We start from the raw sequence: 15589 nt of genomic DNA, 5'->3' as shown, positions 1-15589 counted from the left end.
CTGAGCCGGTGGCCTACGATGGCCGGCATGGTGGGGACGGGGGTTCGGTTGCTTGTCGTGGACGACGATCCGCTGGTACGGGCTGGTTTGAAGAGCATGCTGGGTGGCGCCGCCGAGCTGGAGGTCGTGGGGGAGGCCGCCGACGGGCGGGCCGCGATCGACGCCGTACGGGCGGCCAAGCCGGACGTCGTGCTGATGGACATCACCATGCCGGTGATGGACGGATTGACCGCGACCGAGGCCATCCGATCGGGTGCGGATGCGCCGGAGGTGGTGATCCTGACGACCTTCGGTTCGGAGGAACACCTGCTGCATGCCTTGCGCGCGGGTGCGGCCGGCTTCCTGTTGAAGGACGCGGCGCCCCAGGAGATCGTCGACGCGGTGGTGAAGGTCGCCGGCGGAGACCCGATCCTGTCCGGCGCGGTCACCCGTCAGCTGATGGATTATGTGTCCGGTCCTGATGAGCAGAGCCGGCGCGACGAGGCTCTCGAAGTACTGGCCAAGCTGACCGATCGCGAACGCGAGGTCGCCGCGGCAGTTGCCCAAGGCAAGAGCAATGCGGAGATCGCCGCCGATCTCGCCATGGGCGTCCCCACCGTCAAGACGCACCTCACCCGGGTCCTCCTCAAACTCGGCCTCAACAACCGGGTGCAAGTAGCTCTCCTGGCCCACGACGCCGGCCTCGCTTAGACTTCTAGCCATGACACATCTCTTGTGCGGGAGGTTCGTTCCCGCTTCGGCATGAGTGCCGCGCGGGTGCGCAGCCCGAAAGACCTGAAACGCCAACGCCGGCTCCGATCCCATTCCTGCTGGGACCACCTCCTGATCGCGCCGCTCTGGCCGAAGTACGGCGTCAACCTCGGTACGTTGCTCCGCACGTGTGATGCGGTCGGCGCCTGCCTCGCAGTACCCAAGCTGCCGTGGGTGCCCGATGCCCTCGCCCACGGCAACACCCTGAAACGCCGAACCTGCGTGCACTGGACCGGCCACGACCCCGTCCGCTGGCTGATCGACCAGAAGCAGCGTGACAACACGACCATCGTCGGGGTCGAGCTGGCCGACGAGTCCATCAGGCTGGGCGACCTCCCGGCAGCCCGCAACCGCACGATCGCGGTGCTAGGCCACGAACGCAACGGCATCCCACCCGACGCAATCGAACACCTGGACCTCGTAGTCGAAATCCCCATGCTCGGCACCGGCGCAAGCCTCAACGTAGCTGTCGCCGGATCCCTGGTCCTCTACCGCCTGGCCGGGCTCATCTGAGCAATCTCCGCCCACTGCCAACGCGCTGCGGCGCTTCCCGCGCCCAACCGGCCGCTCACCGACCTCGCGGCCCAGGTCCACGCAGCAGGCATCCGCCGCACCGCGTCATCCTCGTCGGCAAGGTGCTCGCCGCAACAGCCTTCCGCGACAGCCACCTGTACTCAACCACCCGAGATCGTGCCTGATCGACTCCCGGTGGCCAAGGTGGTAACTAACTTGCACCCAGTGACGAATAGTTTCCGCACTCCAACTCCAGCTGGCGCTGCCAACCGCGGGCCGCCGTCAGCCGTCGTGGGCCGGCCGGCGGTGGTGGTGCGGCAGGAGGTGGTGCGGTCGGTGTTGTCGTTGCGGGGTGGTGGGGCTGTTGGCGGGTAGGGTGCTGCGGAACCAGGTATGGCCAGAGGGGAGCTCGGGGTGGACCAGCGGTACGGGGGAGAGGCGAGTGGGGGCGGAGATCTGCGTGGGGGCAAGGAGTCGTCTCGGACGATCGGTGGTGATCATCTTGCGCTGCGGGATCAGGTGTTGGCTGAGTTGCGGCGACGGATTGTCGATGGTGACTACGCGCAGGGTGAGCGGCTGACCGAGAACCGGTTGGCCGATGACTTCGGGGTGTCGCGGAATCCGGTGCGTGAGGCGCTGCGGGTGGTGGAGACCGAGGGGTTCGTGGAGATCCTGCCCCGGCGTGGTGCGGTGGTGGCGACGCTCGATGAGACGGCTATCCGGGATCTGTTCGCCGTACGGGAGCAGCTCGAGACGTTGGCTGCGGGGTTGGCGGCTGAGCGGGCGACCGAGGAGGACGTCGCTCGGTTGCGGAAGCTGCTGGATGATGCGAGCGCGGCGACGGAGGCTGAGGACTTCGACCAGGTCGCTGAGCTGAACAGCGCGCTGCACCTCGCGGTGATCGAGATCAGCGGCAACCGGTGGCTGGCGTCGCTGTCGGCGGCCATGTACCACCACGTCCACTGGGTCTTCCGCCTCGGCGCGGCTCAACGCGCTCCGCACTCGTGGAAAGAACACATCCGCGTAGTAGACGCCATAGCCGCCGGCGACCGGAATGCCGCAACAGCAGCAGCCCGCGACCACGTAGAAGCCGCAGCCACCGCAGCTCTGGCCGGTCCTACGTCCTAGCGGCCCGTCGCGTAGCCCTGCATTCCTCGGGGGTTGGCTGCCGCGGAGAGGACGCCGTCTGGGGTACGGGAGACGGCGCAGAGGCGGCCGAGGCTCCAGGGGTCTGACTCGACGACCTGGTGGCCCTTGCTGATCAGCGTGTCGCGGACCACCGGTCCGAGGCGGCTCTCCACGGTCAGGTTGCCTGGTACTGCGGCCCGCGGGTAGAACGACGACGGGAACGCAGTGGTGTGCCACGCAGGCGCATCGATCGCCTCCTGCAGCTCCTGGCCGCCCGCAAGATGGCGCAGGAGGAACAGCAGCTGCCACTGGTCCTGCTGGTCGCCACCAGGCGAGCCACACGCCAGTACGGGCGCTCCATCCCGCAGTACCAGCGTCGGCGTGAGCGTGGTCCGCGGCCGCAGGCCAGGAGCGAGCGACGACGCCAACCCGTCCTCCAGCCAGAACATCTGCAACCGGCTCCCCAGGCAGAAGCCCAGCTCAGGGATCGTCGGGGACGACTGCAGCCAGCCACCGCTGGGCGTCGCCGAGATGACATTGCCCCACTGGTCGATCACGTCGACATGGCACGTGTCGCCGCGGGTAGCCCCATCCGGCGCCACCGTCGGCTCGCCGGTGCTCGCGTCGCCCACAACTCCAGCCACGAGCAACGGCAGCCGTGGCACCCGCCCATCCGGGCTACCCGGCCTCATCTCGTGCGACGCGGCTGCGCCGACCAGTGCCGCCCGCTCAGCCGCATACCCCGGCGACAGCAGCGTCTTGAGCGGTACGTCGACCCCGTCGCCGTACCAAGCCTCCCGATCCGCATACGAGAGCTTGGTGACCTCCGTCGTCACGTGGACGGCTTCAGCACCCGTCAGATCGAGCGCCGACGGGTCACCCAGCTCGGCCAGGACAGCCAGCGACTGCAGCAGCGCCGGCCCCTGACCCCACGGACCCGTCTTGGCGACCGTGTGCCCGTGCCAGTCGAAGGTGGCCGGCTCCTCCCAGCTCGCCGAGTACGACGCCACGTCGTCGCCCGTGATCAGCCCGGAATGGTCCTCACCGCTCGAATCGCGGTGCGGCAGCCGCGAGAACCGGTCGATCGCCTCGGCGACGAACCCCTGGCGCCACGTAGTACGCGCTCTCTCGAGCTGCGCGACCCGGTCCGCGCCAGCCTCCTCGGCCGCGATCACCAGCCGCTCGAGCGTGTCGGCGTACGCCGGGTTGCGGAACAACTCGTTGGCCCGCGGCGCCTCGCCACCCTGCAACCACAGCTCGGCAGAGGTCGGCCAGTGCTCCGTGAACAACTCCCGGACCGTGTTGACTGTGTCGCCGACCCGAGCGAGCACCGGGTGCCCGTTGCGTGCATACCCGATCGCTGGCTCCAGCACCGTCCTGAGCGGCAGTGAGCCGTGGTCCCGCAGCAATAGCAACCAGGCGTCGACAGCACCCGGCACAGTGGCCGCCAGCGGCCCGGAGCCCGGGATGAGCGACAACCCCAGCCCCTTGAAGTGTTCGATGGTGGCGCCCGCCGGAGCCACCCCCTGTCCGCACAGCACCCGCGGAGTCGGGTCAGCCGCGGTAGCGATGATCGCCGGTACCTCACCACCAGGACCGTTGAGGTGCGGCTCCACGACGTGCAGCACGAACCCAGCAGCCGCAGCGGCGTCGAAGGCGTTGCCACCCAGCTCCAGGAGCCGCATGGCCGACTGCGACGCCAGCCAGTGCGTGGACGAGACCATCCCGAACGTGCCGCGCAGAGTGGGCCGGGTGGTGAAGGTCATCGAGCAACTCCTCTAATGGTGTCTGCTTGATCGCGTACGTCGGGTCCGCTCCCATCGTCGCCGACCAGGTGACAGGCGACGCGGTGTCCACCCTCTCCGATCACCCTGGACTCCGGTACGACGGTCCTGCACTTCTCGATCGCCACCGGGCACCGCGTGTGGAACCGGCAACCGGGTGGCGGGTCTATAGCCGACGGTAGGTCGTCCCCGAGCAGCACAGGTCGCCGCGCCCGCTGGGTGGACGGGTCGGGCACAGGAGCCGCAGACAGCAACGCCTGCGTGTACGGATGAGCCGGTACTCCGAAGATCCGCTCCCGAGGCCCCTGCTCGACCAGCTGCCCCAGATACATCACCGCAACCTCATCAGCCAGATACTCGACGGCCGACAAGTCATGCGTGATGAACAAGCACGCAAACCCCAGATCCCGCTGCAGGTCAGCCAACAGGTTGAGCACCGAAGCCTGCACCGATACATCCAGCGCACTGGTCGGCTCATCAGCCACCAGGAGCCGAGGCGACGAGATCAACGCCCGAGCAATACTCACCCGCTGCCGCTGCCCACCTGACAACTCATGAGGCGCCCGCTGAGCCACCTCCGGCCGGAGCCCAACCCGCCGGAGCGCGTCGGCGACCGCGGCGGCGACGTCACGCCGTTGAGATGCGCGCGCCGGAACGACGCTGTCGACGCCGGCCCGGGCTCTGCCCTCAGCTTCAGTCTCGGGGGCGGACGGAGCGGGAGGCGTGCTAGGCCCGCTCTCGGTGGAGCGTCGTCGCCAGCGGCGCATGAGGCGGAGGGGCTCGCCGACTATGTCTCCTACCGAGAGGCGTGGGTCGAGGGAGCCGGCTGGGTCTTGGAAGACTATGGAGACGTCTCGGCGGTGGGGCCGGAGTTGGCGGCGGGTGAGGTGGGTGATGTCGGCGTCGGCCAGCCGGACGGTGCCTTCGGTTGGTTCGAGCAAGCGGACTATGCAGCGGCCGACGGTGGACTTGCCGGAGCCGCTCTCTCCGACCAGGGCGACTACGGAGCCTTTCGGGATTCGCAGGGAGACGCCGTCGACGGCGCGGACGGGGCCGAAGTGCATGACCAGGTTTTCGAGCTCCAACGCGTACTCGGTCATCGACCCTCCGGATTCCAGCAGGCGACACCGGCGGTCAGCACGGGTTCGGCAGTCCTGCAGGTGTCGATAGCGCGCGGACATCGGTCGGCGAAGGTACAAGCGTCGGGCTGCGAGGCCAGCACCGGTACGAGACCTGGGATCTCGTTGAGGCGGTCGGTACCAGCGTGCCGCCCGGCCGACGGCGACGCACCCAGGAGGCCTGCCGTGTAAGGGTGTTGAGGCCGAGCGAACAGCTCATGTACTTCGGCAGTCTCGACCACCCGTCCGGCGTACATGACCGCCACCCGATCAGCCAGATCCGCGACCACCCCGAGGTCGTGCGTGATCAGCACGACGCTGGTGCCGAGCCGTTCCCGCAGCGCGCGTAGTACATCGAGAATGCCCGCCTGAATCGTCACGTCGAGCGCAGTAGTCGGCTCATCCGCGATCAGCACCTTGGGATCGCAAGCGACGGCCATGGCGATCATCACCCGCTGCCGCATCCCACCGGACAGCTGATGGGGATAGTCGTCGACCCGCCGCTCCGCCGAGGAGATGCCGACCAGCTTGAGTAACTCGACGGCCCGCTTGCGTGCTGCAGCCTTGGACAGACCGATGTGGATCCGCAGCACCTCACTGATCTGATACCCGACCGTGAACACCGGATTCAGCGACGTCATCGGCTCCTGGAAGATGTAGGCCACCTCCCGCCCACGAATCGACCGAAGCGTCCGCTTGTCGGCACCGATCAGCTCGACACCGTCCAGCCGCACCGAGCCATCCACAGTCGCAGAGCGGGGGAGCAGCCCGGCCAGGCTCATCGCCGTCACGCTCTTGCCACACCCCGACTCACCGACGATGGCCAGCACTTCGCCATCGGTGACCTGCAGGTTGACGTGATCGACGGCCGACAGCGGCCCGTCCTCGGTCCGGAAGGTGACGGAGAGATCCTTGACCTCGAGCACTGACCCGCTCATCGGCGACTCGCCTTCGGGTCGAGGGCATCGCGCAGGCTGTCGCCGACGATGTTGAACGCGAGCGTGAGCAGCATGATCGCGACACCAGGCATCACCGCAGCCCAAGGCGCTCGGGTCGCGAACTGCTGCGCGTCGGACAGCATCGTGCCCAGACTCGGCGCCGGCGGCTGGATGCCGAGGCCCAGGAACGAAAGGACCGCCTCGCCCAGGATCGCCGCCGGGATCGCCACGGTCGCCTGGACGATGATCACCGAGGCCGCGTTCGGCAGGATGTGCCGCCCGAGCACCCACAGATCCCCAGCGCCGTCGACGATCGCCGCAGAGACGAAATCCAGCGACTTCAGCCGCAGCGTTTCCGACCGGACGATCCGGATCACGCCGGGGATCTGCGCGATCCCGATCGCGATCGCCGCGTTTCCGAGACTCGCGCCCCGGACCGCGGCCAACCCGACCGCGAGGATCAGGAACGGAAACGCGAGCACGAGATCCGTGAATCGCGAGATCAGCGCGTCGATCGCCCGGAAGTAGCCAGCCATCAGGCCCAGCGGTACGCCGATCAGCAGCGAGGTCGCGACCGCCAGCAACCCGACATGCAGCGAGGCACGCAGGCCGAACATGATCCGGGACAACACGTCACGGCCGAGATCATCGGTGCCGAGCACGTAACCCGCAGTACCGGGCGGTGCGAAGGCTCGGTCGAGGTGGGTCAGCGTCGGCTCGTGGGGTGCCAGCCAGGGTGCGAAGGCGGCGGCCAGGGCTGCGATCGCGAGGACGACGAGACCGGCGATCGCCAGTGGGTTGCGGAGCATCCGGCGGACCACCTTGCGGCGGCGGGAGGTGGCGGGTGCTGTGGTGATGGTGGTGTCGACGACGGCCATCAGGCTTCACCTCGCACCCGGATGCGCGGGTCGATGACGGAGTACAGGAGATCGACCAGGAGGTTGATGACGATGTACGCCGTCGCGGTGACCAGGACCACCGCTTGGATCACCGGGTAGTCGCGCTGGAAGACCGCGTCGACGGTGAGTTTGCCGAAGCCGGGGAGGGCGAAGATGCGCTCGGTGACGACGGCGCCGGAGATGAGCGCGCCGAGTTGGAGGCCGACGATCGTGACGACGACGATCAGGCTGTTGCGGAGGGCGTGGCGGCCGATGACGGCTCGCGGGGGCAGGCCTTTGGCCTCGGCGGTACGGATGTAGTCGGCGGAGAGCGCGTCCAGCATCGAGGAACGGGTCTGGCGCATGATCACCGCCGCCAGTCCGGTGCCGAGGATGAGCGACGGCAGGACGAGGTGGTGGAGGTTGTCGATCGGGTTGTCGAAGAACGGTACGAAGCCGGAGGCAGGGAACAGGCCGAGAGCGACCGAGAGGTACAGGATCGCCATCAGGCCGAGCCAGAAGTTGGGGACCGACAGGCCCAGCAGGGCAAGGGCGTTGGCGGCCCATTCGGCAGGACGGCCGCGGCGTACGGCGGCGACCACGCCGGCCCCGACTCCGAGCAGGGCGGCGACGAAGATCGCGAGGGCGGAGAGCTCGATCGTCACGGGGAGAGCGCTGGAGAGCATCGAGGTCACGCTCTGTCCCGTTCTGATCGAGCGGCCGAGATCGCCGCGCGCGGCATGGCTGACGAACTGCCAGAACTGAACGAGCACGGAGTCGTCCAGCCCGTACTGTTCCCGGATCGCCCGCAACGACTCCGGATCACGATCCTCTCCGGCCAGCGCGAGCGCCGGATCTCCCGGCAGCGCGCGCACGCCCAGGAACACCACGATCGTTGCCAGCAGCAACGTCACCAGTGATTGCCAGAGGCGGCCGAGCAGGTATCGCCTCATGCCGGCCCCGGCGTGATCAGCCCCGCCATCACTTGGCGTAGCCGGCGAAGGCGGTCCTGATGACGCCGTCGGGGTAGGTCTGGACGCCGAGAACCTTCTTGGTGACGCCGGTCAGGTTGCGCTGGCGGTAGAGATAGATCAGCGGGTCGTCCTGCTGCAGCTTGGTGACGACCTGCCCGTAGAGCTGCACGCGTTGCGCCTGGTCCTTCGACTGCCGCGCGTCCGTGAGCAGCTTGTCGACCTCCGGACTCTTGTATCCGGCAACGTTCTGGCTGCCCTCGGACCCGACGAAGTTGAAGATGTTCGCGTCCGGATCAACCCGGCCGGACCAGCCCAGCTGCAGCAGCTCGAAGTCACCCCGATCCTGCTGGTCGAGCAGCGACGCATACTCGACCGGCTTGATCACCAGCTCGAATCCGCCCTCCTTCACCATCGCCTGCAACGCCTGTGCCAGCCGCAGACTGTCCGGGTTGTTCGAGGTGATCATCGAGACCTTGTACGGCGTCGCGACCCCCGCCTGCTTGAGCAGATCCTGAGCCTTCGCCGGGTCGTGCGCCGGACACTTCTGCGCGGCCTCCGAGCTGAACTCGCTCTTCGGCGAGATCGGCGAGCAGGCCACGGTGTTCAGCCCGTTGAAGATCGACTTGACCAGCGCCTCCCGATCGATCGACGCCTCCAGCGCCTGCCGGATCCGCGGGTCCTTGGCGATCGGGGTGTCGAGCTGCTTGATCGGGTTGCCGATGCCGTCGGCGTTCCCGATGTTGATGGTCAGGCCCTGGTAGCCGAGCGACTGGGACTGCAGCACGCTCAGGCTGCTGTCCTTCTGCAGGGTCGGTGCGTCCTGGCTGGACAACGAGTCGGCGACCTGGGCGTCGCCGGAGCGGAGGTTCGCGGAGCGGATGCTCGAGTCGGTGATGATCCGGTACTCGATCGCGTCCAGGTGCACCTTGGCAGCGTCGTAGTACAGGGGATCCTTGACGACCTTGATCGAGTTCTGCGCGACCCGGCTGGCGAACTTGAACGGGCCGACGCAGACCGGCGCGGTGGAGAAGTCGGCGCCGAGCTTGTTCACGGCCGCGGGGCTGAGGACCATACCGGCCCGGTCGGCGAGCGCCGCGGTCAGTGGGGCGAACGGCTTGGAGAGCTTGATGACGACTGTCTTGGCGTCCGGCGTCTCGATCGAGCTGATCGGGCCGAGCTCGCTCTTGCGTCCGGAAGCGGGCAGCGTCAGGCCACGGTTGATCGACAGCTTCACGGCAGCGGAGTCGAGCGTGGTGCCGTCGGCGAACTTCACGCCTTCGCGCAACGGGATGCTCAGGCTGAGGCCGTCGGGGGAGACCGTCGGCAACGCGGTGGCGAGCTGCGGCACGATCTTGGCGTCCGGGCCGAGGTCGTACAGCTTCTCGCACATGGTGTGGAAGACGTACCGCGAGTAGAGGCTGCGCGAGAGCGTCGGGTCGAGCTTGTCCGGGTCGGCCGAGAGCGCGACAGTGAGCGTGCCGCCGTTCTTCACCGCGGCCGGATCGGCCGGATCACCGAAGACGTCCTGGCCCGAGCTGCCGGTCTGCCCACTCGGTTGCTCGGCGGCCGGCTCCACCGGAGAACAGGCGGCGCCGACGATCGCCAGCGCAATCACGCCCACCACAGCCCCCGACAGCCTTCGGGCGGGGTGGGGAGAGCGGGCGGGCCAACTGGAGCGGTTCAGTGACGGCGGAGTTCGACGGGGCATTTCGTCCTCCCGGTAGGAGCGGTTCCGTCGACTGTTTCATGTATACAAGGCACCCGCGCAAGTGATTCGGCGAGTTCTTGGAAACCTTTTACCGCGAGTCACGACCGTTACGTAGACGGATGACTCCCCGTGCCCGTCGGCACGAGGAGTCATCGGTCGTGATCAGCGCATGCTCATTCGCTGATCTTGAACTTCGCCGAGGTCACCTGCTCGGCCAGCTGCTGAGTGCTGAACACCGGCTGGGTGAGCGCCGATTTCCCGGGAAGATCGGTCTTCTTGGCCTGGGCGAGAACCACGACGGTGCCATCGTCGTACCGGTAGGCAGCGCTCTGGTCGTAGTCGCTGCCCTTCTTGGCGGTCACCACGCCGACCTTCTTGCCGTCGACGTCCACGACGGCGCAGGTACCGGTCGAGCCCCAGAACGTCAGCGCCAGCTGGCACGGGCTCGTCGCCGGCTTGCCGTTGGGCGTGGTCGACATGACCAGCAACCGTCCGACCTTGTTGTCCTTTTGCACGGGGATGGTGGCCATGTACTCCCAGTAGTCCGGCTCCCCGTCGGCGGACGCATATTGGGCCTGCGGCCATCTCGCCGAGCGCCCGTCCGGGTACTTCAGGTTCGGCGTGCTGAAGCCCGCTGGTACAGCCGAGCTCAGGTCCGCCATCAGTCCGCCGACCCGAACGGCGCGTGGACCCGCGCTCGCCGTGCGGTCGGTCTGCCCCTCAGGCCACGGGTCGCCGGTCTTGCGTGTGGTCGGCGCTGACGGCACTACGGTGGAGCCTGACTTCGGCGTCGGCACCACGGAGGTCGCCGTCGTCGGCCCTGCCAGCGAGGGGGTGCCGCCGCCTGCCACCCCCTGGCCGGCCGGCCCGTTGTCAGCCAGGTTCGCTACCAGCGTGGGACCGGCCGCGGCGCCGACCGTCAGCGTCACGGCGGCCGCCCCAACCCACACCACCCTGCGCCGCGTGCGCACCTTGCGGCCCTGGTTGAGAGCACGCGCGGGATCCATCGGCTCCGGTGGAGTGCTGCGCACGATCACATCGTGCATTGCCTCTTTGAGATCCTCTTCGTTCATCGAACTTTCTCCCCTTCAAGCAGACCCCGCAGCGTCGCCAGTCCGCGGGCGGCCTGACTCTTGACATTTCCGGTCGAGCAATCGAGCAGGGCGGCCGTCTGTTCGACGGACTGGTCCTCCCAGTACCGCAGGACCAGCACGGCACGCTGCTTCGGCGGCACCTTCACGAGCGCCTCCATCAGCACCAGCCGCTCCTCGGTGAGCTCGGCCGACGGCGCGGCCCGATCGCCGGCCGGTGACCCGACGGACTCGTGCCGGAACCAGGCCCGGCGCCGCTCGGACAAGAACGTCCGTACCAGCGTCTGCCTGGTGTAGTTGTCCATCGACTCGCGCTGTTCGATCCGGCGCCAGGCCAGATAGATCTTCGTGAACGTCTGCTGCACGAGGTCCTCGGCCCGATGCCAGTCGCCGCACAGCAGGAATGCCGTGCCGCGCATGGCGCCGGATCGCGCCGTGAAGTACGCCTCGAATGCGGCGTCCCGATCACTCATCTGTTTCCCCCGATCCTTGATACCGGGTTAGACACGCCTGCGAGCGCGAAGTTGGTTGCATCCCCAGTCGGACCAACCAATCAGGCGGAGGGGGCAGCCGTTACCAGGTGTCCGGAGGCGCGAGGGCGATGGTCGGGTCGCGGTCGGGTGGGCCGGCGGGATGCCACTCGTCGTCGATGAGCCGGTACGGATGCCAGCGGCCGGTGTGGTCGAGTCGGGTCTGGCAGCGGACTGAGCCGGAGGTGGTGAGGTGGTTGTGGTCGGCGGTGATGGCGAGGTCGTCGTCGGCAGCGGCCAGCAATTCAGTGCGGGCGCGGGCTAGGTCACCCGGGTCAGGCGTCCACACGTGTTCCAGGACATCGAGCGCGGCGGCGCCTCCGTACGACCAGGCCTGTACGCCGAGGCTGAGCGCGGCCGGCCGATCCCACGCGGCGGACAGCCGCTCACGGAGTACCGGGTAGTCGGTGGCCAGGCGAACGCTGTCTTGCCACTCGTCGAGGAGCCAGGGATCCGGCGCGCCGGACAGCAGCGCGTTGAGTTGGGCGCGGGCTCTCCTGGCGGCGTCGAGGACCAGCAAAGGCAACGTGGCCGGCTCGAGGTCGGCGAGCGGCTGGATGCCGCTGACCGCCAGGTCCTCGATGGCGAGCTTGGGCGGGAGGGGCGGCAGGTCGGGGAGCTCGCCGACCTGCTTTGCTGCGGCGACTGCCGGGACGCCGTCCTCTTCGGCCGGTTGCTCTGCAGGTGGAGTGGACGAGCGGCGCTGCAGGTCGTCCAGCAGAGTCTCGCGGGAGCGGCCGCGGAGGAGGAGCAGGACGAAAGGGTCGCCGTCGAGCAGCCAGCCGGTTTGGTAGCAGAGGCCGGCGGCGTGCTGGCAGGGGAGCTCCCAGCTGTCGCACGTGCAGGACGGATCGAGATCACCGATGCCGGGAAGCAGGGCCACTCCGGCGTCGGACGCGGCGTCGACCAGGTCGTGGGGCATCTCGCCGTCGAGCAACGCCGCGATGTGGCCGGCGCGCGCCGCGACCTGGTCGAGGAACCTCTCCCATTCGCCGTCGTCGAGGCGATCGATGTGCACGACGGCTTCGTAGGTGTCGTCGGGCGCGTAGACCGTCGCGGCGAGCCGTCCGGGGCTGATGGTGATGGTGCCGACCTGCCCGGTGTTCGCGGTACGACGGCCTTTGCGGAGCTGGTCGAGGTCGAGGGACGTGTCCTCGAGCGCCTGCACCCAGGTGCGTCCCCACCACGACTTCCCGCGCGTGCTACGTCCCGCCTGTCGCGGAAAGGCCGGGAATCCGCGTGCCTCCTCGCCGCTCATCGGGCGGCTCGCAGCTCGACCAGGTCGGCGAGTTCGGAGTCGGTGAGCTCAGTCAGGGCGGCCTCCCCAGCCGTCAGTACTGCGTCTGCGAGCGCGCGTTTGCTCTTCAGCATCGCCGCGATCCGGTCCTCGATGGTGCCCTCGGCAATCAACCGGTGCACCTGCACCGGGCGGGTCTGGCCTATCCGGTACGCCCGGTCGGTCGCTTGGTCCTCGACGGCTGGGTTCCACCAGCGGTCGTAGTGGACGACATGATCGGCCCGGGTGAGGTTGAGACCCGTGCCGGCCGCCTTGAGGGACAGGAGGAACACCGGTACTTCGCCTGCCTGGAACCGCTCGACCATCTCCTCGCGTTTGCGGACCGGGGTGCCGCCGTGCAGCAACTGGGTGGCGATGCCGCGGTCGGCCAGGTGGCGTTCGAGCAGGCGTGCCATGGCGACGTACTGGGTGAAGACGAGTACGGCGCCGTCCTCGGCGATGATCGTCTCGAGCAGTTCGTCGAGGAGCTCGAGCTTGCCGGAGCGGCCGGTGAGGCGGGCGCCGTCGCCTTCCTTCAGGTACTGCACCGGGTGGTTGCAGATCTGTTTGAGGCCGGTGAGGAGCTTGACGATCAGCCCGCGGCGGGCCATCTCGTCGCTTGCGGCGACCTCGTCGAGCAGTTCGCGCACGGTTGCTTCGTAGAGCACGACCTGCTCGCGGGTCAGCGAGACCGGTTGGTCGGTCTCGGTCTTCGGCGGGAGCTCGGGGGCGATGCCGGGGTCGGACTTGCGGCGCCTGAGCAGGAACGGTTTGACGAGTTTCGCGAGTCGCTCGGCGACGGCTTCGTCCTTGTCGGCTTCGATCGGTTGCGCCCATTGGGTGCGGAAGACGCTGAGCCGGCCGAGCAGTCCGGGGGTGGTCCAGTCGAGGATCGCCCAGAGTTCGGAGAGGTTGTTCTCGACCGGGGTGCCGGTGAGGGCGACTCGGGCGCGCGCTGGGACGGTGCGGAGGGCTTTCGCAGTACCGGAGGTTGGGTTCTTGACGTGCTGGGCCTCGTCGGCGACCAGGAGTGCCCAGGGGTGTTGGGAGAGTCGGGCGGCATCGCGGCGGAGGGTCCCGTACGTCGTGAGCACGAACCCGTCGTCGGCGCCGTCGAGTGAGCGGCCGGAGCCGTGGAAGCGCAGGACTGGCGTGCCTGGCGCGAAGCGCTGGACCTCGCGCTCCCAGTTGCCGAGCAGCGAGGCCGGGCAGACGACGAGAGTCGGGCCGGCGGTATCGGGGGTGAGCTGGCGGTGGAGGTGCAGGGAGATGAGCATGATCGTCTTGCCGAGGCCCATGTCGTCGGCGAGGCAGCCGCCGAGGCCGAGGTCGGTCATCCGGGCCAGCCAGCGGAGTCCGCGGAGTTGGTAGTCGCGCAGGGTTGCTTGCAGGGCTGCTGGTGGGTCGATCGGGTCCTGGGAGCGCTCGGGGTCGGCGATCTTGGCGCGGAGCTCTTCGAGCCAGCGGGTCGGGGTGATGGCGATCTGTTTGCCGTCGACCTCGGTGGTGCCGGTGAGGGCGGCGCCGAGGGCGTCGATCGCGGTGACGGGCTTGAGGATGCGTTCGCGGGCTTTGCGGGCGAGCTCTGGGTCGACGAGCATCCACTGGTCGCGGAGGCGAACGACCGGGCGGGTCGCCTCGGCCAGCTGGTCGAGTTCTTCCTCGGTCAACGGGTCGTTGCCGAGAGCAACTTGCCAGCTGAAGTCGAGGGTCTTGCCGCCGCCGAAGAAGCTGGGCATGTCGGACGGTGGGCCGTCGGTGGAGGTGATCGCGGCGCGGGCGGTCAGCTCACGCCCGAGACTGCGCGGCCAGTGCAACTCGATGCCAGCCGCGGCCAATCGCTGCGCGCCGGAAGCGAGCAGCCCGGCGACCTCTTCGTCCGCCACCTCCAGCCGATCCGGTACTGCGGAGTCGAGCAAGCGACTCAACGGCGACCAGACCCGAGCGGCCCGCCGGATCGCCAGCGTCGCATCGATGCGAGCGCGAGGGCCGAAGCCGCTCACATCCTCCGCCCAGACCTCAGCCGCGTCCCGTACCAACGTCGGATCCTTCAAGCTGTGCAGTTGCACCACAGCCCGGAACCCCAGCGACTCCGGCAACTCGATCCTGAGCGAGATCCGCACCCCGGTATCCAGCCCCGCCGACACCTCATCAGCCCATCCCCGCAACCGCCCAGCCTGCTGCGGCTGCCGAGCCGCAAAGAGAGCTGACCCATGCGCTTTCACCGCGCCGGGCGATCGAGGCATGCCATCGGCAACAGCGTCGATGAACTGCCGAACCAAGTCCTCTCCGACCGGCACCCGCAGCTGCGCTGCAACTGTCGATTGGGAGGCCGGACCCGTTGGCGCAGAAGGAGCGGAAGCGGCGGCACGCCCCGGCTGGCTGGTGGGTTGGCGGGGCGTCCGGTCGGTGGCTGGGGATTCCGGGGTGTGGGGGAGTGGGAGGCAGCGAGCTTCGAAGGGGATGGCTTCGGAGAGTTTGAGGATTCGGTCTACGTCGGTGGGGTCCAGGGGGCCGGCTCGCCAGGCGTCGTGGCCGGCGGGGGAGACGCCGGGAAGTAGGCGGCCTCGGGCTACGAGTTGGAGGGCGATGAGGGAGACGGCTCCCCAGAAGGCTGATGCGGGGTGGGCGCCTGGGGTGGTGCGGATGCGGCCCAGGACCGGGACGGCACGGTCGATCGGCAGGTGGATGGTTCGGGTTGTGCGGGTGGTGAAGGTGTCGCCGTCCTTCACCACCAACTCGAGCGTGGCCTGCTCGCCGACGCCGAGCGGCAGCTCGCCTCCTGAGGGGTCCCAGAAGGCGACGCTGCTGTCGCGTGGTGGATCGGCCGGGACGAACACCGCTGCCAAACCTGCCAGCGCCCCCGCGTGCACATACCCGGCCAAGCCGCTCTCCCTTATC

At 68.5% G+C, this 15589-nt stretch carries 13 protein-coding genes; 3 read left to right on the top strand and 10 right to left on the bottom strand.

Annotation, left to right across the window (positions count from 1 at the left end; all coding sequences use genetic code 11):
• Positions 1–27 precede the first annotated feature (27 nt).
• The 3 genes from ABD116_RS19905 to ABD116_RS19895 all read left to right on the top strand — a co-directional run bounded on the left by ABD116_RS19905 (position 28) and on the right by ABD116_RS19895 (position 2391).
• Positions 28–690: a response regulator gene (locus ABD116_RS19905; protein ID WP_343972018.1), complete on the top strand. Its 663-nt coding sequence runs from the start codon at positions 28–30 to the stop codon at positions 688–690.
• A 24-nt stretch (positions 691–714) separates the two neighbouring features.
• Complete coding sequence (locus tag ABD116_RS19900; RefSeq protein WP_343972015.1) at positions 715–1263, top strand: TrmH family RNA methyltransferase; 549 nt, start codon at positions 715–717, stop codon at positions 1261–1263.
• Between the two features lie 393 nt (positions 1264–1656).
• Positions 1657–2391: a GntR family transcriptional regulator gene (locus tag ABD116_RS19895; protein ID WP_343972012.1), complete on the top strand. Its 735-nt coding sequence runs from the start codon at positions 1657–1659 to the stop codon at positions 2389–2391.
• Here ABD116_RS19895 and ABD116_RS19890 read toward each other — a convergent pair.
• The 10 genes from ABD116_RS19890 to ABD116_RS19845 all read right to left on the bottom strand — a co-directional run bounded on the left by ABD116_RS19890 (position 2388) and on the right by ABD116_RS19845 (position 15573).
• Positions 2388–4157, bottom strand: coding sequence for a gamma-glutamyltransferase family protein (locus ABD116_RS19890; RefSeq protein ID WP_343972010.1), 1770 nt, complete (start codon positions 4155–4157; stop codon positions 2388–2390). The genes ABD116_RS19895 and ABD116_RS19890 overlap by 4 nt on opposite strands.
• Positions 4154–5275, bottom strand: coding sequence for an ABC transporter ATP-binding protein (locus ABD116_RS19885; RefSeq protein ID WP_343972008.1), 1122 nt, complete (start codon positions 5273–5275; stop codon positions 4154–4156). Before ABD116_RS19885 ends, ABD116_RS19890 begins: the two co-directional genes overlap by 4 nt.
• Positions 5272–6231: an ABC transporter ATP-binding protein gene (locus tag ABD116_RS19880; RefSeq protein ID WP_343972005.1), complete on the bottom strand. Its 960-nt coding sequence runs from the start codon at positions 6229–6231 to the stop codon at positions 5272–5274. The genes ABD116_RS19885 and ABD116_RS19880 overlap by 4 nt, the downstream gene beginning before the upstream one ends.
• The gene (locus ABD116_RS19875) at positions 6228–7109 is read right to left on the bottom strand and encodes an ABC transporter permease (RefSeq protein ID WP_343972002.1); all 882 of its coding nucleotides are present in this window, start codon (positions 7107–7109) and stop codon (positions 6228–6230) included. The genes ABD116_RS19880 and ABD116_RS19875 overlap by 4 nt, the downstream gene beginning before the upstream one ends.
• Complete coding sequence (locus ABD116_RS19870; RefSeq protein ID WP_343971999.1) at positions 7109–8062, bottom strand: ABC transporter permease; 954 nt, start codon at positions 8060–8062, stop codon at positions 7109–7111. The genes ABD116_RS19875 and ABD116_RS19870 overlap by 1 nt, the downstream gene beginning before the upstream one ends.
• Before the next feature lie 28 nt (positions 8063–8090).
• Entirely contained in the window at positions 8091–9707 is a 1617-nt protein-coding gene (locus tag ABD116_RS19865; RefSeq protein ID WP_343971996.1) for an ABC transporter substrate-binding protein, read from the bottom strand.
• A gap of 257 nt (positions 9708–9964) precedes the next feature.
• Positions 9965–10864 carry a hypothetical protein gene (locus ABD116_RS19860; RefSeq protein WP_343971993.1) on the bottom strand — a complete coding sequence of 300 codons (900 nt, stop codon included), beginning with the start codon at positions 10862–10864 and terminating at the stop codon, positions 9965–9967.
• Positions 10861–11355 (bottom strand): SigE family RNA polymerase sigma factor, encoded by a 495-nt coding sequence (locus ABD116_RS19855; protein ID WP_343971990.1) that lies wholly within the window; start codon positions 11353–11355, stop codon positions 10861–10863. The genes ABD116_RS19860 and ABD116_RS19855 overlap by 4 nt, the downstream gene beginning before the upstream one ends.
• 100 nt (positions 11356–11455) lie before the next feature.
• Positions 11456–12580 (bottom strand): SWIM zinc finger family protein, encoded by a 1125-nt coding sequence (locus ABD116_RS19850; RefSeq protein ID WP_343971987.1) that lies wholly within the window; start codon positions 12578–12580, stop codon positions 11456–11458.
• Positions 12581–12666: 86 nt separating this feature from the next.
• Positions 12667–15573: a DEAD/DEAH box helicase gene (locus tag ABD116_RS19845; protein WP_343971984.1), complete on the bottom strand. Its 2907-nt coding sequence runs from the start codon at positions 15571–15573 to the stop codon at positions 12667–12669.
• Between the last annotated feature and the right edge of the window lie 16 nt (positions 15574–15589).

Origin of the sequence: Kribbella koreensis, assembly GCF_039525325.1 — a bacterium.
Taxonomy (GTDB): Bacteria; Actinomycetota; Actinomycetes; order Propionibacteriales; family Kribbellaceae; genus Kribbella; species Kribbella koreensis.
The sequence above is the reverse complement of the archived record's forward strand: the minus strand, read 5'-3'. Positions and strand labels throughout refer to the sequence as shown.

Bases quoted from the DNA above. Each gene is read 5' to 3' on its own strand.
- ABD116_RS19905 (WP_343972018.1), top strand. From the start codon at position 28: ATGGTGGGGACGGGGGTTCGGTTGCTTGTCGTGGACGACGATCCGCTG.
- ABD116_RS19895 (WP_343972012.1), top strand. From the start codon at position 1,657: ATGGCCAGAGGGGAGCTCGGGGTGGACCAGCGGTACGGGGGAGAGGCG.
- ABD116_RS19890 (WP_343972010.1), bottom strand. From the start codon at position 4,157: ATGACCTTCACCACCCGGCCCACTCTGCGCGGCACGTTCGGGATGGTC.
- ABD116_RS19885 (WP_343972008.1), bottom strand. From the start codon at position 5,275: ATGACCGAGTACGCGTTGGAGCTCGAAAACCTGGTCATGCACTTCGGC.
- ABD116_RS19880 (WP_343972005.1), bottom strand. From the start codon at position 6,231: ATGAGCGGGTCAGTGCTCGAGGTCAAGGATCTCTCCGTCACCTTCCGG.
- ABD116_RS19875 (WP_343972002.1), bottom strand. From the start codon at position 7,109: ATGGCCGTCGTCGACACCACCATCACCACAGCACCCGCCACCTCCCGC.
- ABD116_RS19870 (WP_343971999.1), bottom strand. From the start codon at position 8,062: ATGAGGCGATACCTGCTCGGCCGCCTCTGGCAATCACTGGTGACGTTG.
- ABD116_RS19860 (WP_343971993.1), bottom strand. From the start codon at position 10,864: ATGAACGAAGAGGATCTCAAAGAGGCAATGCACGATGTGATCGTGCGC.
- ABD116_RS19855 (WP_343971990.1), bottom strand. From the start codon at position 11,355: ATGAGTGATCGGGACGCCGCATTCGAGGCGTACTTCACGGCGCGATCC.